Source organism: Sphingobium sufflavum, from assembly GCF_021403115.1.
GTDB lineage: Bacteria > Pseudomonadota > Alphaproteobacteria > Sphingomonadales > Sphingomonadaceae > Sphingobium > Sphingobium sufflavum.
In genome coordinates this window covers 63,030-80,957 of sequence record NZ_JAJSSH010000004.1, presented here as the reverse complement: position 1 = coordinate 80,957, position 17,928 = coordinate 63,030, and the positions used below count along the sequence as shown (strand labels likewise).

The following is a 17,928-nucleotide window of genomic DNA, read 5'->3' as shown; positions in this document are numbered from 1 at the left end:
ATTGCTCGCGCCCGAGCGGCTGCAATCGCTTCTTGCCGACGTGATCAACCTCTCCGACCAAAAGCGCGTCCAGCGCGAGCAGGAACTGTCTCACGCCAGAGCCGAACAGACCCGCCTAAGGACAGGTATCGAGCGTCTGCTCATCCTGGTGGAGACCGGGCAGATGGGGCCGCGTGATCCCATTTTCGCCAAGCGGATGGACGAGAATCGTTCTGCGCTCGCTGCGGCCACCACGCGCATCCATGCCCTTGAGACGCAGCTCGCGAAGGGATCGCGCAAGATTACGCCCGCTACGATCAGCCGTTTTGGAGAACTTCTCTCCGCCAGACTGCGCGATGACGATGCGACGCTGCGGAAGGACTATCTGCGCATGTTGGTGTCCGAGGTCACCGTTTCCAATGCACAGATCACCATTTCTGGCCCGAAGGCCGTGCTGGAGAATGGCGTCTGCAACGGTGTCCCGCGCCTGATGGGCACGGTGCCCATCTTTGACCGGGAATGGTGCCCAGAAGAGGACTCGAACCTCCACGACCTTGCGATCGCCAGCACCTGAAGCTGGTGCGTCTACCAATTCCGCCATCTGGGCACGGGGTAGGAGGGCGCCTCTAGCGGCGGTTGCGGGAGGTTGTCAATCGCCGCGTCAAAGATTTTTAGAAAAACTTCGCCTTCCCCTTCGCACAGGCGCAACTGCGGGTTGTCACCCGACCGGCGCTGGGGCAAACAGCGGCCATGATTCCGGCCGCTCATCAGGCCGTTCGACTTTGTAAGGGTGATGGCGATTCCGATGGAAACGAAACTGGTCACGATTTTCGGCGGCGGCGGCTTTGTCGGTCGGGCGCTGGCGCAGGAGCTTTTTGCGCGCGGGTGGCGCGTCCGCATCGCGCAGCGCGAACCGCGCCGGGCCTTTGCGGTCAAGGCGCTGGGCAGCCTGGGCCAGACGCAGTTTGCCGCGGCCGACATCACCCGGCCGGACAGCGTGGCGCGTGCGGTGGCGGGCGCCGATGCGGTGGTCAATCTGGTCGGCCTGCTGAAGGGCGATTTCGAGGCGGCGCATGTGACGGGCGCGGAGACGATCGCACGGGCGACGGCAGCGGCGGGCATCCCCACGCTGGTCCATGTGTCGGCCATCGGCGCGGACAGCGCCAGCCCGTCCGCCTATGGCCGGACCAAGGGCGAGGGCGAGGCGGCGGTGCGGGCGGTGTTCCCCGCCGCGACCATCGTCCGGCCGTCGATCATCTTTGGCCGTGATGACAAGTTCACCAACCGATTTGCCGGTTTGATCCGGTCGCTGCCGGTGGTCCCGCTGATCGCAGCCGAAACGAAATTCCAGCCTGTCTTCGTCGCGGATGTGGCGAAGTCGCTGGCGGAAGCGGTTGCCAACCCCGGCACCCATGCGGGCAAGACCTATGCGCTGGGCGGCCCCGATATCTTGAGCATGGCCCAGATCAACGCCTGGCTGGCCGAGGCCACGGGTCGCACGCCGAGCTTCATTCCGCTGCCCGCCGCCGCGTCCTGCGCGCTGGCCACCCTGACCGGCTGGGCGCCCGGCGCGCCGATCACGAAGGACCAGCTGGCGATGCTGGCGACGGACAATGTCGTCGACCCCGCCCTGCCGGGCCTCGCCGAACTGGGCGTGAAGCCCACGCCGCTGGCGGCCGTCGCGCCGTCATGGTTGACCGGCTATCGCAAGCATGGTCGCTTTGGGGATCAGGCGCGCGCCTAGGAGTTCTTGGTCGCGGCGTCGTTACCCTGGGCAGCGCGGCGTATGGCGGGGAATGATGGCGACGGCGCGTTATAGGCGATCGGTATAGGCCGTGCGCTGCCGTTGCTGTCGTGGAACCAGAAAATCTGGCGCAGGAAGCCGATATTGCGCCTCTAGGGCCGATCGCCATGCCGAAGATGGCGTGCCGAAAGGGTGGTTTCCGAGAACCGGAGCGGAGCATAGTAGGTACGTGAGTACCGGAAGCTCGGACAGGTGGCATTTGCAGGTCGTCAGGACTGAATGTCGATCGACCCTGGCGGCCAGTAGTGATGGAAGGGCGTCATCCGGGGCGGGGGAGGGCTATAGCGCCGGAAACGGGCCTGGGAGGCTTTCAGAAGGCAAGGGCGGCCATGCGCCACCCGGTCCCTGTCATGACCGCAGGCGTTTCGCCCATGTCGCGACCGTGGTAGCCTGCCGATAGGGTGCAGCCCGGCTCATGCCGCGGGCAATCAGGCGCGTCCCCTCTTCCATGAAGAAAAACGGCGCGTGATGTCGGGCCTCTGCCGGACAGGGGAGTAATCCGCCAGCCCGGACGATGCGGATCGCCCAATACAAAACAGGGCCAACACAAAACAGGGCATAGTCCGGCCATGATGACCGGGCTATGCCCTGGATGCCTGTCCCGGCCTGTTCCCCCATCGAGCGGGGAAGCAGGCCGGTCCTTGATGCTGTCTTAGAAGAAGAAGCGTCCCGACACGGAGACGAGGCGACCATAGAGCGTCCGCGCCGTGGCAATGCCCGAAGCCGGAACCGCCGCACTGTAGACTTCCGTGAGAGCCGTCTTGTCGAACAGGTTGGAGACGTTCGCACCCAGGACCAGGCGTTCGACCGGGCGATACTGGGCGAACAGGCCCACCGTCGCGAAGCCGGGCATGGTGAGCTGGTTCACGTCATCCGTGTAGCTCTTCGTCTGGCCCGCCAGGTTGGCGCCGATCGTGAAGCGATCCGCGTCATACTGCGGGGTGAGCGTGTAGATCAGCGTGGGCTGGCGACGCGGCGTCTTGCCGACCAGATTGGCCGTTTCGGCCGCCGTGATCTCGCCACCGGTCAGGGTTGCGCTGCCGGTCACGCTGAACGCGCCACGACGCACCGAACCCTCGAACTCCGCACCATAGGTACGGTAGGAACGCGACACCAGCGTGGGCGTCTTGATGCCCAGATAGTCGGGGATGGTCGGCAGATAGGTGCCGCGCGTGGTGGCGTAGAAGCCGGTCAGGTTCAGCGAGATGCCGTTCTGACGATACTTCAGGCCAGCCTCGGTCTGGCGCACGGAGTCGTATCCGGCCTTCTCGTTCAGCAGTGCGCCGCTCGACGCGCTGATGGCGGGCGAGAAGAGGAGGGCATCGGCGCCGGCACGACCGCCGAGGCTGTGACGGGCGAACAGCGAGAAGGAGTCCGCCACGCGATAGTTGATGCCCGCCGAATAGGACACATAGTCGTAACGATAGTTGACCGGCCGCGATGTGCCCGCTGCGATATAGGGGATGCCCTGCAACAGGCCGACGGACGAACCACCTTCCGCACGGTCGATCAGACCGTTGCGGTCGACGTCGACAACCTGCGCTGCCGATGCCTGCGCGGTGGAGCCGGTCACCTTGCCACGGTCATAACGGATCGATCCACCGATCGAGACCTTGCCCTTGTGGAAGTTGAACGAGCCATAGGGGGCCAGAACGTCATAGTCAACATTCATGCGGCGCGTGTTCTGCGCGTCGGTATAGGCCAGCAGACCGTTGCGGAATGCGTACACACCGCCGGCGTTGCGCACATTGATGAGTGCGGAATTACCGCCGCCCACGATGTCCTGAATGATGACCGCGCTGTAATATTCGCGGTCGATCGTCTGATAGGACTTGTACACGCCCGCAGTGGTGGTCAGGTCGCCGCCGCCCATTTCCCAGACGCGGCTGGCGCGGAAGTCATTGGTGACGTTCCGCAGGCTGCGGATGTTGATATGGCCGAGCGTCGTCAGCGAGACCAGGCCGTTGCCGCTGACCGTCACCGGGTTGATCGTCGCGCCGGTATTGGGACCGGATGCGTAGGAGATCGAACCGCCGGGAACGAAATAGCCCAGCATGACGCTCGCTGCGCCGACCTGAATCTGCGGATCGAGGGTGTTCGCGCTGCCCGACATGTCGGAGTAGCGGAAACGCTCGGTAAAGCTCCAGTCGCCCAGGCTGAACTGCACTTCGGCGCCCGCGCTCTTCGCCTTGACGCGATAGCCGCTCTGCGCGCTGTTGGTCACGGTGTTACCGGAGCTGTCCAGCATCGTCACGTCGGTGATGTTGCGCGACATCAGCGTATCCGTCACCGCGTCGAAATTGGGCAGCTTGCCATAGACCGGCTTGTCGTTGGTGCCGGTGACGCTCATCGGGCTGGCCATATAGCCGGGGAACTTGTCGTCCAGCAGTTTGCCGTAGAAGCGGACATAGCCGCCGTCGAACTGCTTCGTCACGTTGAACTTGACCTGACCGCCACGGGTCGAGGTGTAGCCGGTTTCGCGCGGGCCATCACCCTGACGATAGAAACCGCCGATGTGGAAGCGCCATGTGTCGCTCAGGCGGCTGCCATAGTCGAAGTCGACGCGGTTGCTCTCATAGTTGACGCCAGCGGAGAGCTGCACGGAGCCGCCCTCGACATCGCCGGTCTTGGAGATCAGGTTGACGACGCCGCCCGGTGCGTTGGATGCGAAGGTCGAGGCCGAACCGCCACGGATGGATTCGACCGATCCCAGGTTGAGGTCGGCGCGGACGAAGACGTCCGGTCCCATGTTGGCGAGATCGCCGAACTCCAGGACGGGCAGGCCGTCTTCCTGAATCTGAAGATATTTGGCGCCGCCGTTGACCAGCGGGAGGCCGCGGACAGTGTAGCTGTTAAGCCCTTCGCCAGCGCCGCCTTCAACGCGGATGCCCGGAATGTTGCGGAACAGATCGTCGAGCGAGCGGGGCGCCAGCTTGTTGATCTCGTTTTCCTTGATCGAGCTGGTCGAGGTGGCGCTGTCGAGGCGATCGCGGCCACGTGCGACGCCCGTCGTCACCATGTCGCTCTCGTCCGTTTCGCGGCTGGCTTCCCAGGCGCTGACCGACTTCGGCGCTGGTCCAGCGAACGCTGCCGACGAATAGGATGCGATCGCCATCACAAGGATGGACGCACAATTCTTGATGCAAGCTTGACGGTTGTTCGACACTTTACCACCCTTAGACATATTGTGAATTCCACATTTTGCGGAATAGAAGGCGACGGTTAGGTTCGAATGGTTAAATTTTGCTTGAGCATTTCAGGCGCCATACGAGTGCGTATGATGATACCGACAGCGGTGTTGCCTAACTGCAACATTCCATTGCAACCGTAACGGCTCACAGTCCCGCAACTGGCGCGGGTTTCCCGAAGGATGGGCGGCGTGCCGTATCGACCCGCTATGATGGCGGTCGTCGATCATTCGGGGCGGGCCGGGTCGTGGCGCAGGGGACGGAGGCGCGAGGCGCGAGGAGCCTTTATCCCGGCTGCGTCGCAGGGCCGGCAGGGGAGTTCCCGAAGTCCGGCATATTGCTCTTCTTCAAAGGCGGTGCCGAACAGGGCCCCGCCATGGGGGGCAGGGGCTTCACGGCCCCGCATGGCGCGGTGGGCAGGCTGCTTCGCCTATCGTGCGCTCAGGCCGGGGTTGGACGGCTCCAGCCGCAGGCGCAGCGAGTTCTGCAAATAGGCGACATTGGTGAACTGCCCGATCAGGACGAGCAGTTCGACCTTCTGCTGGTCGTCGAGGAAGTCGGACAATGCGGCCCAGGTCTCGTCGCTGACAAACACGGTCTGGCGCAATTCCTCGCACGCCAGCAGCACGGCACGGTCATGGTCCGACCAGCCGGGCGCGGTCGAACCGATCGTGACCCGCTCGATCTCCTCGCTGGTGATGCCGCATCTTTTGGACACGCGGACATGCTCGCCCCATTCATAGGGTGCCTGGAGCAGCCATCCGGTCCGCAATATCGCAAGCTGCCGGGGGCGGGGCGGCAGTGCGCCGGTTTCGCTTTGCAGGTGCAGGGACAGCGCCATGATCCTGTCCCTGCAGGTGCAGGGACAGCGCCATGATCCTGTCCCACAGCGCCGGGTAGCGGCACATGGTGAACATGATTTCCGGTATGGCGTCGAGGGGCAGGGGGGCATGGTCGCCCACGATGCCGCCCCGCAGCCTGTTCGTCACCGCCCGGATCTCGTCGGCCACCGACTCGCGCGGGATAGGCGGGATACGCGGCGGATGGCCCAATATCATCTCTTCGCGGGCCTGAATGTCCACCGCGCCATTGTCGAAACCGGGAGTGTTGTCGGACAAGATCATCGTCCCTTTCATGCCTGTGCGGGGGGGGCGGACGCGGCGCCATGCTGTGCCGCTGGTCCGGGGCGGGATCAGTTCATGTAGCGGCCGCCATTCACACTGAGCGTATGGCCGGTGATATAGTCGGCGTCGTCGGAGGCCAGGAACGCCACGGCCGCCGCGATATTTTCGGGACGACCCGACCGCTTCATCGGCGTCTTGTCCGCAAAGCCGTCGACATCGACGGGGGATTCGCGCAGCCCCTCCGTGTTCACGAAGCCCGGCGGGACGTTGTTCACGGTGATGCCCCGGTCGGCATATTCCAGCGCCAGCCCCTTGGTGAAGCCGATGACGCCGCCCTTGGACGCCGCATAATGGGCGTGCAGCGGCGAACCGGCCTGCGCTGAGGAGGAGGAGATGTTAACGATCCGGCCCCAGCCTTGCGCGACCATGTCCGGGATCGCCGCCTTGCAGCAGAGGAACGGCCCCTTCATGTTGACAGCCATCAGATCGTCCCAGATGTCCTCGGTAATATCCTCGAAGCGCAGGAAGGGCGACAGGGCGGCATTATTCACGAGGATCGACACGGGGCCGAGCGCCCGGCGCGTTTCCGCAACGGCCGCCGCGATCTGGTCCGCCTTGGACGAATTGCATTGCAGGCCGATGGCCTCGCCGCCCGCGTCCCGGATGAGCTGGGCCGTTTCCTCGACGCCCTCCCGATTGAGATCCCAGGCGGAGACCATGGCGCCATCCTGCGCCAGCTTGAAGGCGATGGCGCGGCCCAGCCCGCGCGCCGCGCCGGTTACTATGGCGACTTTTCGTTCAGGAATCATGCCTCGTCCCTTTCCTCTGACGTGCCGGGTCCGCCATGGCGGGGCCATGTGCGGCCGTGCGACCTGCGCGGCTGGTGTCATGGCTGTCGGTGCGTCGCACCCCCCATGTGGGGGTTAAATAGGGGTGGGGCGCGGAGGCATGGCAGCGCCGACCCGACCACCTGCCCCGCCCCGCCCCGTCACCCAGCGATAGCGGCGGGGGAGGGCTGGCCGCGCATCATCCGGCCAGCCCGGATGGCGCGGCATCGCAGGGCGCTATGCCCTACAGCATGGCCTGTGCGACTTGCCCGTTCCGCCGGTCGCGCGTTGCGCGCGCTTCGCCGGCGCGGCTGGCGTCGCCGGGTGCGAGCGCCAACACGCCGCCCATGATGACGCGGACCAGATCGTGCAGGCTGCGCGCGCCCGTCTTGGCATAGATGATCTTGGAATAGCTGCGCGCTGTCTCCACGGTCATGTCCAGTTCGGCGGCGGCCTGCGCGATGGCGACGCCGCGACACAGGGCGAGCGCGAGCCGGGCCTGGCTTTTCGACAGGCCGAACATGTCGATCAACTGGCGGCAGCGATCCATCGACTGCCAGTTGTCGCCCCGGATATAGGCCACCGCGACGGGCACGCCGCGCAGGGACAGCGCCCGCGGCCGACTGGGGACCAGCAGCATTTCGAGGAACGGGTCGTTGTTGAGGGCGATGGCGCGGGGCGCCATAGCGGGGTCGATCGCCATCTCCGCGACCGTCCTGATGATTTCTCGCTCCAGCGCGCTGTCGCGCGCGAACAGGCGGCCCGCACTGTTGACGCCCAACATGCGGGAATGGGTCAGCATATGCTGGCCCAGATCGTCCGTGCCCAGCACCATGCCGGTCCGGTCGAGCGCCAGCCAGCCGAATTGCAGTCGCCGGATCACATCGGTGCAGACCAGCGCGTCGAGCCGGTCGCGGTCGCTGGCGATATAGCTGCGCACCACGCCGCGCAGGGCGGGGGCCAGCGCGGCCAGCAGGCTGGCGTCGGCCTCGCTGAAATCCTGCGATCGCCGCACGATGGTCAGCCACGCATCCACGCCGCTGGCTTCCTGCACGCGCACCTGCCGCACGCCGACGATCCCGAAATCCTCGCGCATACTGGCGTAGAAATCGCTGTGGACGCCGTTATCCAGCGCGATCATTTCGTCCATCGACAGCGGCTGTCCCTCCGCCGCCCATTCGCGCGGCACCGGGTTCACCGGGTGGAAATATTTGCGATACTGGGTTCGGTGGGCATCCGGCGCGACGTCCCCGGCTACCAGTTGAACCCCCTCGTCCAGCGCCCAGTTGGGCGGCTGGATGAGCAGGATCGCAAAGTCCGCGCCTGTCTTTCGACGTAGCTGTTCGAGAAAGCCGTTCCAGAGCGGCGTCTCGAACACGCCGTCGATCAAGGATAGCGACAATGTATCCAAAGTTATCGCCCGGTCCATCGCCCCCCTCCGAATCCGACCCCCATTTGGGGATTTCGTATCCGTATAATCCACTTATGGTCATACGAAGAAGGGAAACCGATACGATCGGTATACTTTTTGAGGTGCCGAAACGGACGCGCAACAAGCGCGCCGACCATGCCGAGGCGGCGAAGCTTGCCGGAAGGACGGGATGACAGGCGCGGATCGGGTGGCTTTGTCCCGACCGTCGCATCGAATCCCCCGATAGCGACACCGCCGACGTGGGGACCGGGCAAAAACAAACAGGAGGGGAAGTCTATGACACGAGGAATCACGAAGTCATCCATGGCCGCCGCGCTGAAATGCGGTGTCGCATCGACCGCGATGCTGCTGGTGGCCGGAACCGCTTTCGCGCAGGCGCAGCCGGAGTCGGACAAGGACAAGATCGACGGCGCCAGCATACCCGACATCGTCGTCACGGGCACGCTGATCCGCGGTATCGCGCCCGCGGGCACCAATGTGATCGGCGTGACGCAGGAGGCGGTGCAGGCGACGGGCGCCACCACGACCGCGCAGCTTTTGCAGAGCATCCCGCAACTCGGCCAGTTCAACACGCTCCAGCAGCCAGCGGGCGCGTTCAACACGGTGACGGGCAACCGCCCCAACCTGCGCAACCTGCCGGGCTTCAACACCGCCGGTTCGTCGCCCACCCTCGTGCTGGTCGATGGCCATCGCGTCGTCGGTGTCGGCATCCAGTCGACCAGCCCCGACCCGGACATCATTCCCCCCGCCATCATCGAGCGTGTGGAGATCGTCCCCGATGGCGGTTCGGCCATCTATGGTTCGGATGCGGTCGCGGGCGTGCTGAACTTCATCACCAAGAAGAATTTCAACGGTGTCCAGCTCGATTCCCACTATGGTTTCGCGGACAATTATTACAGCCTCGACGCCAGCGTCACGCTGGGCAAGAGCTGGGAGGGCGGCTCCGCCTATATCGCGTACAACTATTCCGAGCATGACGACATTTATGGCCGCGACCGCGACTATGTCCGCACCCCGCAGGTGCGGACGGGCGGCGTTCTGGTGCAGAGCCTGCGCTGCTCGCCGGGCAATGTCCTTGTCGGTTCGAACCTCTACGCCTTGCCCTACACGTCCGGCACGCAACGCGCGGGTACGGCGAACAGCTGTGACGAGAGCGACAATGTCGCCATCTACCCCCGCGAACATCGCCATTCCGTCTTCGCCGGGCTGACGCAGCAACTGAACGACGCGATCAGTGTGGACATCCGCACCTATTTCACGGAACGCAAGGTTGCCACGAACCTGGGTCCGAACGTCAATTCGACCCTGCTCGCGCCCTTCTCCATCCCCGGCCTGCTCATCACCAGCCCCTATTACGGGAGCCATGTCACCACGGCCAATCCGTTCAGCCCGCTGGAACTGCAAACCGTCAGCTATGCGTTCGGGCCTGACCAGCAGCAGCGGCTCAGCACCAGCACTTGGGGCATTGCGCCGACCGTCACGGCGGACATCGGTGCGGGATTCCAGTTGCGGGCGCTGGCCAGCTATGGGGAGAGCACGACCGAAAACCATGTCGGCCAGCTCAACACCAACGCCGTCAACGCCGCCGTGTCCTCCGGCGCGTTCAACCCCTATGACCCGGCGAGCAGTTCCGCCATCGGTCTGACCGCGCTGCGCAACTATGAAACCTTCGGCAAGGTTCGCCAGCAGTTGTTCAACGCCCGACTGGTGATCGACGGCAGCCTCTTCACCCTGCCGGGTGGCGCGGTAAAGCTGGCCGCGGGCGTCGAATATAATGAGGAAAGCTTCAAGTCGCAGAAGGGCACGCTGGTCCCCGGCACCGAGAACACCGGCTTTGGCGGCTATTATTATACGTCCGGCAATACGACCACGACGCTGGTGGCGCCCTATGGCGCGCTGCCCCTCGCCAGAGTGGGGCGCAACACCAAGTCAGCCTTCGGCGAACTGGTCGTGCCGATTTTCAGCGACGAAAATGGCTTTGCCGGCATGCGCCAGCTCACCGTCTCCGCATCGGGACGCTATGACAAGTACAGCGACTTTGGCGACACCTTCAATCCCAAGTTCGGCCTGACCTACAAGCCGGTCGAGTGGATCAAGGTGCGCGGTGCATGGGGCAAGTCCTTCGCCGCGCCCAGCCTGGCGGACAACAGCGTCGTGGACATCGCCAACCTGCGCAAGGTGAATGACGCGGCCGGGAACCTCGGCTTCATCTTCCCGCCCGCTGCGCTGGTGGCATCCGGCATGTATCCCGCTGTTCCCGCTGGCAACCGCAACGTGGCGCTGATGTTCGGCACCAAGCCCGGCATCCAGCCGCAGAAGGCGACGACATGGTCGGTCGGCGCGGATATTTCCCCGCCGATCGTCCCCGGACTGCGGTTGAGCGTGACCTATTGGAACATCGACTTCCGCAACCTGATTCAGGTGCCGAGCTTCACCAGCCCGAACTTCTATGCTCAGTTCGGATCGCTGATCTATGTGAACCCGACGCAGGCGATAATCGACTCCTTCGTCAATCAGGCCAATCTGGTGGACGGCGAACCGTCAAGCTGCACCCAGCCCAGCAACTGCTACGCCATCCTCGACACGCGCAAGCAGAACCTCGGCAATTTCAAGCTGGACGGGCTGGATTTCGCGGTCAGCTATTTCCGCGAAACGGGATTTGGTTCGGTCGATTTCAACGTGAACGCCAACTATGAACTCAGCCGCAAGGCGCAGCCGGTGCAGGGGCAGCCCTATGTCGATCAGCTGCGCGGTATCGGCGGCCGCATCAAGTCCAGCACGACGCTCGGCGCCAATGTCGGCAATCTGCGGAGCCAGCTCACCTGGAACTACACGGGCGGCTACGACCTTCTGATCCCGGTCGGCCTGGAGCAGCAGACGCGGGTAAAGGGCTTCCACGTCTTTAACCTGTTCTTCAAATATGACGTGCCGGGCGAGAGCAAGATCCTCAAGGATCTGTCCTTCACCCTCAACGTCAACAATGTGCTGGATCAGGATCCGCCTTATTATGCGCTCCAGGCGTTCAACGTGGCGCAGATGGGTTATACCAACGGCAACACCGTCGGACGGTTCGTGCAGTTTGGCGTCTCCAAGAAATTCTGAGGAGTGCCGCCATCGGTCCCGCTCCGGTCCATCGGGCCGGGCGGGCCGGTGGCATCCCCACTCGGCCCGTGGCGCCTCCCCGCCACGGGCCATTTTTTGATCGGCGATTTCGTATATTTACTCCGGGGAGGCGCGGCGTGGGCCTTTTGGGGTGCCCACCAACGATGTTCATTTCATGACCTAATTTCCCGGTTCGCGCGCTTTGGGCTTGCCAATAAAGTATACAATAGTCATCACCGCCTTGACGGGAATCGGGTCGGGTTCCGCGTCCAACAGGCAGAGATGGAGACGGATATATGCGGCGCACTTCCACCTTGATCGCATCGACGGCGGGGGCGGCGCTGCTGCTGGTGGGGTGCTCGCCGAAAAATGCCCAGCCGGAGGACGGCGTGGGCACGGCGGCCAACTGGACCGCGCCCGGCGGCGGCGCGGATGAGGCGGGCTATAGCCGGCTGGACCTGCTGACCCCCGGCAACATCGACAAGCTCGGCCTCGCCTGGTCGCTCGACCTGCCGGATGAGGTGACGCTGGAATCCACACCGCTCGCCATCGACGGCACGCTCTATTTCTCCGGCGGCTATGCGGAAGTCTATGCGGTCGACGCGCTGACCGGCACGCTCAAGTGGAAATATGACCCGGAGACGTGGAAGCGCCGCCCGGACAAGTTCCACTTCGGCGCCAATCGCGGCATCGCCTATGAGGATGGACGCATCTTCACCGCCGAAATGGATGGGCGCGTCGATGCGCTGGATGCGAAGACGGGCAAAGTCCTGTGGTCCGCCGAATCCATCCCGCCAGAGGCGAAATACAACAACAGCACCGGCGCACCGCGCACGATGAACGGCAAGGTCATCATCGGCAACGCGGGTGCGGACATCGGCGGGCGCGGCTTCGTGACGGCGTTCGACAGCAAGACCGGCAAGCTGCTCTGGCGCTTCTACACCACGCCCGGTTCGCCCGACCAGAATAAGGGCGACGCGGCCATGGAGGCCGCCGCAAAGACGTGGCACGGCGAATATTGGAAGACCGGCACGGGCGGCACCGTCTGGAACGGCATGACCTTCGATGCGGAGGCGAACCGCATCTACCTCGGCGTCGGCAACGCCGGACCCTATGACCCGGAGAAGCGCAGCCCCGGCGGCGGCGACAATCTCTACACCAGTTCCATCGTCGCGCTGGACGCCGGCACCGGCAAATATCTCTGGCACTATCAGGAAAATCCGCGCGACAGCTGGGATTATAAGGCGACGCCCAACATCGTGATGGCCACGCTGACCCTTGACGGCAAGCCGACCAAGGTGCTGCTCCATGCGCCGACCAACGGCTTCTTCTATGTGCTGGACCGGGACACGGGCAAGCTGGTGAACGAGCCGGGCAAGACCACGCTCATCACCTGGGCCAAGGGCATCGACCGCAAGACCGGCCGTCCCATCGAAAACCCGGATATTCGCTATGAGAAGGGCGCGACGGACATCTGGCCGGGCACGGTCGGCGGTCATAACTGGCAGGCGATGAGCTATAGCCCCCGGACCGGTCTCACCTATATCCCGGTGCAGCAGGTCGGTGCGCGCTTCTCCCGCAATCAGGCGGAGCAGGGCGACGACGCGTTCAACATCATGGGGCTGGTTGTCCGTCCGGTGGTCAAGCACCCCGGCGATGGCAAGGGCAAGCTGGTCGCCTGGGATCCGGTCGCGCAGAAGGAGGCGTGGAGTGTCCAGCATGATCTCCTGTGGAACGGCGGCACGCTGGCGACGGCGGGCGGGCTGGTGTTCCAGGGCCTCGCCGATGGCTATTTCCACGCCTATGACGCGCGCGACGGCAAGGATTTGTGGAAGTTCAACGCCGGGCTGGGCATCATAGCCGCGCCGATGAGCTTCAGCGTCGGCGGCAAGCAATATGTCTCCGTGCTGGTCGGCTGGGGCGGTACGGTCGCCGCGATGAGCGGCGTCATGGACGTGGGCTGGAAATATGGCGCGCAGACCCGCCGCCTTCTGACCTTCGCCCTCGACGGCAAGGCGGCGCTGCCCAAGGAGCCGCCGCGCGACATGAAAGTGCATGCGCTCGACGATCCCAAGCTGGTCCTCGACGAGAAGGAGGCACTGGCCGGGCGCGGCATGTCGATTGCCTGTGCGTCCTGCCATGGTGCCGGCTTCCGCGGATCGGGCGCGCCGGGGCCGGACCTGCGCGAGTCCGGCATCGCGCTCGACTATGAGAGTTTCCGGCAGGTGGTGAAGGAAGGCCGCATGGCGCAGGGCATGCCCGCTTTCCAGTGGATGACCGACGACCAGATCCGCAAGGTGTGGACCTATATCCGCATCCGCGCGCGGGAATCGCTGGGCACGCGCAAGGCGGTTGCCACCGGACAGGGGAGCAATCCGACCCCCGCCGCACCGCTGAAGGGGCCTGTTACCTACTGACGCGCGCATTTTGAACGCGGCCCGTATCATGGGGTACGGGCCATCTGGATAATATGGGCATGGCCCGTTTCATTGGGAGAATATCATGTCGCTTCCTGCCAAGGTTGCTGTCGTCACGGGCGCCGCGCGCGGTCTGGGCCGCGCCATCGCCGTCAAGCTGGCCGCCGATGGGGCCGCCGTGTCGGTCTGGGATCTGAACGGCGACGGGGCCGAGGAAACCGCCGCGAAAATCCGCGCGGCCGGGGGCAGGGCGATCGCCATCGCGTGCAACTCGGCCAAGGCGGATCAGATCGCGGCGGCGGTCGAGCGCACGCGCGCGGAACTCGGCCCCGTCACCATCCTCGTCAACAACGCCGCCCTGTCGCCCTTCCTCCATTTCGAGGACATAACCGAGGACATCTGGGACGATCTGATGGCGATCAACATGAAGGGGCCGTTCCTCTGCTGCAAGGCGATGATCCCGGACATGGTCGCGGCAGGATGGGGCCGGATCATCAACATCTCCTCCTCCTCCGCCCAGTCCGGTTCCTCCTTCCACGCCCATTATGCGGCGTCGAAGGGGGGTGTGATCGGCCTTACCAAGGGGCTTGCGATGGAATATGCCAATCGCGGCATCACCGTGAACAATGTGCCGCCGGGCTTCGTGAACACGGAGGGATTGCAGGAGTCGCCGGTGGATGTGGAGGCTTTTTCGCCCATGACCCCGATGAAGCGTCCCGGCCGGCCGGAGAATATCGCCGCCGCCGTCGCCTTCCTCGCGTCCGACGATGCCGATTATATCACGGGGCATACGCTCAGCGTGAATGGCGGCCGTTATCTGAACTGATGCGGAGCCATGGGGCGGGGCCGGATGTGGCAATCCCGCCCCATGGGTTCAGCGCGCTCCGGTCCCATCCTTCGGCAGGATCAGGGTGAGCGCCTCCTGCCATTCGTCGAGCAGATTGAACGTGTCCGGCGCGCGCAGCCATTGCTGGCCCAGCCCGTTGAGCAAAGCGTGCAGCCACCGCGCCGTCATCTCCGGCCGGGGTACGAAGGGCGCGAGAATCTGGCCCATGAAATGAAGGGCTTGCACCTCATATTGCTGGAACCAGTCATGGGCGGGATGGGCCGGGTCGATGGACTCCGTCTGGAGAACCACCAGGAAACGGCTTTGCGCCAGCTGGTCCGAAAACCGCTGCACCAGAACGTCGAGGAAGATGCGCACGGCGGGCAATGTCGACACACCGTTCCGCTCCGCCTCCCGGATAGCGGCGTTGAACGGTTCGGAAAGAGCGATCTCGCGGCGGCCGATATCCTCCAGCAAGCCCAGCAGAAGCTTGTCCTTTGACGCGAAATAATGCAGCAGGCCCGCGTTGGACAGGCCGACATGGCGGGCGAGATCCTGCAAGGTCACGCCATTGAAGCCGCGTTCGCCGATCAGGATTTCGGCTGCGGCCAAAATCTTCTGTCGCCGAACGGTCGGATCTTCCCGCACCCGCTTCTGTCCCGTTGCAGCCACTATTGCCTCACTATCTACCGATCATTTGGTTTATATGGACAGTAGGGAGGGACCGCAAGCCGGTAATCCCGGCATCGTCTGGCCGCGCCTGACCGGGCGGGGAACGGCGCGCCGCCCCAACCTCCCATGAGGGCGAACTGCCAACCGGGCCAAACCCCCGATCAGGGCCAAACCCCCGATCAGGGCCAAACCCCCAATCAGGGATAGTCGGCTGCCCCTCCGCCCGCCTACCCCTGCCGACCGATCCCCCTCCCCGTGCCGCCTGTCCGGCGCGGGACAGGGGGCACGGATAGTCGCGGCCGTCAGCGCGGGCCGCCGGAGGAGGATTGCATGACGATCATGTCCCGCTTGTCGGTTATTGCCAGCGCCGCCCTGATGGCGGGCACCGCGATGACCGCCGCGGCGGCGGAGCCTGCCGTGGCTCCCGGCGAGGCTGCCGGTGTGATGCCGCCGCAGGCCTGCGCGGGGCTGGTGGGTCTGACGCTCCCCAACGTCACCATCGCCAGCGCGCAGGTGCATCCCGCCAATGTCCCGGTGCCGGGCGCGGCGATGCTCAACTTCATCGGCCTTGGCCCGGAGGCATCGCCGGTGTCCGGGCTGCCCGCTTTTTGCCGCGTGCTGGGGTCGATCCATCCGACCGCCGATTCCGATATCCGTTTCGAGGTCTGGTTGCCCATCGCGGGATGGGATGGCCGGTTCACGGGCGGTTATGGCGGCGGCCTTGCCGGCTATATGAATTATATGGACCTGTCGGCGGGGATCCGCGCGGGGCAGGCGGTCGCCGTGACCGACACCGGCCATCGCCATACCGAAAGTTCGGGCGTCTGGGCCAAAGGGCACCCGGAGAAGGTGCGCGACTATGCCTGGCGGGGCGTCCATGAAACGACAGTCGTCGCGAAACAGGTCATCAAAGCCTATTATGGCAAGGCGCCGACTTACTCCTATTTCATCGGCTGTTCCAACGGCGGGCGGCAGGCGCTGATGGAAGCGTCGCGTTTCCCGGAGGATTATGACGGCGTCATCGCCGGTGCGCCCGCCGCGCGCATCACCGTCTCGATGATGTCCATGATCAGCGCGGGGCAGGCGCAAAAGGCTCCCGGCGCGCCAATCCGCGCGGACCAGTTGCGCTTGCTGCAAGGGGAGGTGCTGGCCCAGTGCGACGGGCGGGACGGGTTGAAGGACGGCCTTGTCATCGATCCTCGCCTCTGCCGCTTCGATGCGTCGACGATCGCGTGCGGCACGTCGACGTCGGCGCAATGCTTCTCCAAGGCGCAACTGCTCACGCTGGAGCGGATACAGGCGGGGCGTCGCTCCTCGACCGGCCAGTTGCTGGCCTATGGCTTTCCCGTCACGGGGGCGGAGGTGGGCTATCCGATGCCGGGAACGGGCTGGGATGGCGGCGTAATTACTGGCTTCATTCCCGCAGGCGGCGACGCCGCGCCGATTGCGATGCGTCCGCTGGCGGAATCCTTTCTGGCGGATCTGGCCCCTTCGCCGATCGCGACGATGCAGACATTCGACTTCGACAGGGATCCGGCCCGGCTTGCGGTCCTGTCGGACGAACTGGATGCCAAGCCGGACCTTGGGCGCTTCTTCGCGCGGGGTGGCAAGGTCATCCTCTATCATGGCTGGGCGGATCAATTGCTGCCCGCACAGGGGACGATCGACTTCCACCGCGATATTCTGCGCCAGTCCGGCCCGAAAGCGGCGGGGCAGACCCGCTTCTTCCTCGCCCCCGGCATGCAGCATTGCGCGGGCGGTCCCGGTCCCAACAGCTTTGGGCAGGGCGGCGCGGCGCTCCGTGATGCCACTCCGGATCGCAGCCTGGCGGCGGCTCTCACCGCATGGGTGGAGAAGGGGCGGTCGCCCGATAGCGTGATTGCGGGCTGGAACGGGGGCAGCATGGCGCCCACCGCGGTGCAGGCAAAGCCCAAGGAATGGCTGCTGTGCGCCCTGCCCAAACAGGCGGTTCTGCGGCCGGGCGCAAACCCAGATGTCGCGGCCAGTTATGAATGTCGCGCGCCCGCCCGCCGCTGATGGCGTGGCGGCCTCCCCCGGCCAGCCTCGCGTCAGGGGGCCTTGGCGGGCGCGGGCGCGGGGGTGGCAGGCTGCGCGGGCATGGCGGCGATCAGCGCGGCCCGCACGTCCGGGTTCGTCGCCAGCTTCAGCGCTATGTCCCCATTGCGCGCGGCGATCGTCGGGTCGGCACCCCGGTCCAGCAACTGGGTGACGCCATCCAGCGACCCTACGCGCGCGGCATGGTGGAGCAGCGTATAGCCCTCCTCATCGGGCGCATTGACGCCGATAGCGCCGATGCTGATCGCCAGGATCGCCTCCGACACCCGGCCCGCGACGATATTGTCCCGCGCATCGTCGAGGGGACCGGCCATGGCCAGCGACCCCTGCGCACCCGCCAGACATGCCGCCAAAAGGAGCAGGCCGCGCCTATTTTTCCAGCTTCTCATCATAGTCTCTTGTCATATATACCAAATGATTGGTAGGCAATAGGGGAAGAGGAGAATCCGGGGCAACGGACCATCCGATCCCACAGGAATGA

General features: G+C 64.9%; 12 protein-coding genes and 1 tRNA gene. 5 read left to right on the top strand and 8 right to left on the bottom strand.

Going from position 1 to position 17,928, the window contains the following annotated elements; translation table 11 throughout:
• Positions 1 to 499 precede the first annotated feature (499 nt).
• Positions 500 to 586, bottom strand: a tRNA-Leu gene (locus tag LWE61_RS08015).
• Positions 587 to 784: 198 nt separating this feature from the next.
• Between LWE61_RS08015 and LWE61_RS08010 the strand changes: the two genes are divergently transcribed.
• Positions 785 to 1,723 (top strand): complex I NDUFA9 subunit family protein, encoded by a 939-nt coding sequence (locus LWE61_RS08010; RefSeq protein WP_234149536.1) that lies wholly within the window; start codon positions 785 to 787, stop codon positions 1,721 to 1,723.
• Positions 1,724 to 2,435: 712 nt separating this feature from the next.
• On the opposite strand, the gene LWE61_RS08005 is transcribed toward LWE61_RS08010, so the two are convergent.
• The 5 genes from LWE61_RS08005 to LWE61_RS07985 all read right to left on the bottom strand — a co-directional run bounded on the left by LWE61_RS08005 (position 2,436) and on the right by LWE61_RS07985 (position 8,351).
• Positions 2,436 to 4,898 carry a TonB-dependent receptor domain-containing protein gene (locus LWE61_RS08005; protein WP_234149535.1) on the bottom strand — a complete coding sequence of 821 codons (2,463 nt, stop codon included), beginning with the start codon at positions 4,896 to 4,898 and terminating at the stop codon, positions 2,436 to 2,438.
• A gap of 503 nt (positions 4,899 to 5,401) precedes the next feature.
• On the bottom strand, positions 5,402 to 5,812 hold the full coding sequence (locus LWE61_RS08000) for a carboxymuconolactone decarboxylase family protein (protein WP_234149534.1): 411 nt from the start codon (positions 5,810 to 5,812) through the stop codon (positions 5,402 to 5,404).
• Positions 5,709 to 6,095 carry a hypothetical protein gene (locus LWE61_RS07995; protein ID WP_234149533.1) on the bottom strand — a complete coding sequence of 129 codons (387 nt, stop codon included), beginning with the start codon at positions 6,093 to 6,095 and terminating at the stop codon, positions 5,709 to 5,711. The genes LWE61_RS08000 and LWE61_RS07995 overlap by 104 nt, the downstream gene beginning before the upstream one ends.
• A gap of 68 nt (positions 6,096 to 6,163) precedes the next feature.
• Complete coding sequence (locus LWE61_RS07990) at positions 6,164 to 6,904, bottom strand: SDR family NAD(P)-dependent oxidoreductase (protein ID WP_234149532.1); 741 nt, start codon at positions 6,902 to 6,904, stop codon at positions 6,164 to 6,166.
• 262 nt (positions 6,905 to 7,166) lie between these two features.
• The gene (locus LWE61_RS07985; protein ID WP_234149531.1) at positions 7,167 to 8,351 is read right to left on the bottom strand and encodes a helix-turn-helix transcriptional regulator; all 1,185 of its coding nucleotides are present in this window, start codon (positions 8,349 to 8,351) and stop codon (positions 7,167 to 7,169) included.
• Between the two features lie 279 nt (positions 8,352 to 8,630).
• Here LWE61_RS07985 and LWE61_RS07980 point away from each other — a divergent pair, with 279 nt between their 5' ends.
• The 3 genes from LWE61_RS07980 to LWE61_RS07970 all read left to right on the top strand — a co-directional run bounded on the left by LWE61_RS07980 (position 8,631) and on the right by LWE61_RS07970 (position 14,699).
• A complete protein-coding gene (locus LWE61_RS07980; protein ID WP_234149530.1) occupies positions 8,631 to 11,456 on the top strand; it encodes a TonB-dependent receptor domain-containing protein in 2,826 nt (941 codons plus the stop codon).
• Positions 11,457 to 11,752: 296 nt separating this feature from the next.
• Positions 11,753 to 13,873: a PQQ-dependent dehydrogenase, methanol/ethanol family gene (locus LWE61_RS07975; RefSeq protein ID WP_234149529.1), complete on the top strand. Its 2,121-nt coding sequence runs from the start codon at positions 11,753 to 11,755 to the stop codon at positions 13,871 to 13,873.
• Positions 13,874 to 13,958: 85 nt separating this feature from the next.
• Positions 13,959 to 14,699, top strand: coding sequence for an SDR family NAD(P)-dependent oxidoreductase (locus LWE61_RS07970; protein ID WP_234149528.1), 741 nt, complete (start codon positions 13,959 to 13,961; stop codon positions 14,697 to 14,699).
• Positions 14,700 to 14,747: 48 nt separating this feature from the next.
• On the opposite strand, the gene LWE61_RS07965 is transcribed toward LWE61_RS07970, so the two are convergent.
• Entirely contained in the window at positions 14,748 to 15,371 is a 624-nt protein-coding gene (locus LWE61_RS07965; RefSeq protein ID WP_234149527.1) for a TetR/AcrR family transcriptional regulator, read from the bottom strand.
• A 330-nt stretch (positions 15,372 to 15,701) separates the two neighbouring features.
• Here LWE61_RS07965 and LWE61_RS07960 point away from each other — a divergent pair, with 330 nt between their 5' ends.
• Complete coding sequence (locus LWE61_RS07960) at positions 15,702 to 17,408, top strand: tannase/feruloyl esterase family alpha/beta hydrolase (RefSeq protein ID WP_234149526.1); 1,707 nt, start codon at positions 15,702 to 15,704, stop codon at positions 17,406 to 17,408.
• Positions 17,409 to 17,440: 32 nt separating this feature from the next.
• On the opposite strand, the gene LWE61_RS07955 is transcribed toward LWE61_RS07960, so the two are convergent.
• The gene (locus LWE61_RS07955; RefSeq protein WP_234149525.1) at positions 17,441 to 17,836 is read right to left on the bottom strand and encodes an ankyrin repeat domain-containing protein; all 396 of its coding nucleotides are present in this window, start codon (positions 17,834 to 17,836) and stop codon (positions 17,441 to 17,443) included.
• Positions 17,837 to 17,928: the final 92 nt, after the last annotated feature.

What these genes read in the sequence shown, in the direction of transcription:
- LWE61_RS08005 (WP_234149535.1), bottom strand. Translation starts at nt 4,898, where the DNA reads ATGGCGATCGCATCCTATTCGTCGGCAGCGTTCGCTGGACCAGCGCCG.
- LWE61_RS08010 (WP_234149536.1), top strand. Translation starts at nt 785, where the DNA reads ATGGAAACGAAACTGGTCACGATTTTCGGCGGCGGCGGCTTTGTCGGT.
- LWE61_RS07975 (WP_234149529.1), top strand. Translation starts at nt 11,753, where the DNA reads ATGCGGCGCACTTCCACCTTGATCGCATCGACGGCGGGGGCGGCGCTG.
- LWE61_RS08000 (WP_234149534.1), bottom strand. Translation starts at nt 5,812, where the DNA reads ATGGCGCTGTCCCTGCACCTGCAAAGCGAAACCGGCGCACTGCCGCCC.
- LWE61_RS07970 (WP_234149528.1), top strand. Translation starts at nt 13,959, where the DNA reads ATGTCGCTTCCTGCCAAGGTTGCTGTCGTCACGGGCGCCGCGCGCGGT.
- LWE61_RS07955 (WP_234149525.1), bottom strand. Translation starts at nt 17,836, where the DNA reads ATGAGAAGCTGGAAAAATAGGCGCGGCCTGCTCCTTTTGGCGGCATGT.
- LWE61_RS07985 (WP_234149531.1), bottom strand. Translation starts at nt 8,351, where the DNA reads ATGGACCGGGCGATAACTTTGGATACATTGTCGCTATCCTTGATCGAC.
- LWE61_RS07960 (WP_234149526.1), top strand. Translation starts at nt 15,702, where the DNA reads ATGACGATCATGTCCCGCTTGTCGGTTATTGCCAGCGCCGCCCTGATG.
- LWE61_RS07995 (WP_234149533.1), bottom strand. Translation starts at nt 6,095, where the DNA reads ATGATCTTGTCCGACAACACTCCCGGTTTCGACAATGGCGCGGTGGAC.
- LWE61_RS07990 (WP_234149532.1), bottom strand. Translation starts at nt 6,904, where the DNA reads ATGATTCCTGAACGAAAAGTCGCCATAGTAACCGGCGCGGCGCGCGGG.
- LWE61_RS07980 (WP_234149530.1), top strand. Translation starts at nt 8,631, where the DNA reads ATGACACGAGGAATCACGAAGTCATCCATGGCCGCCGCGCTGAAATGC.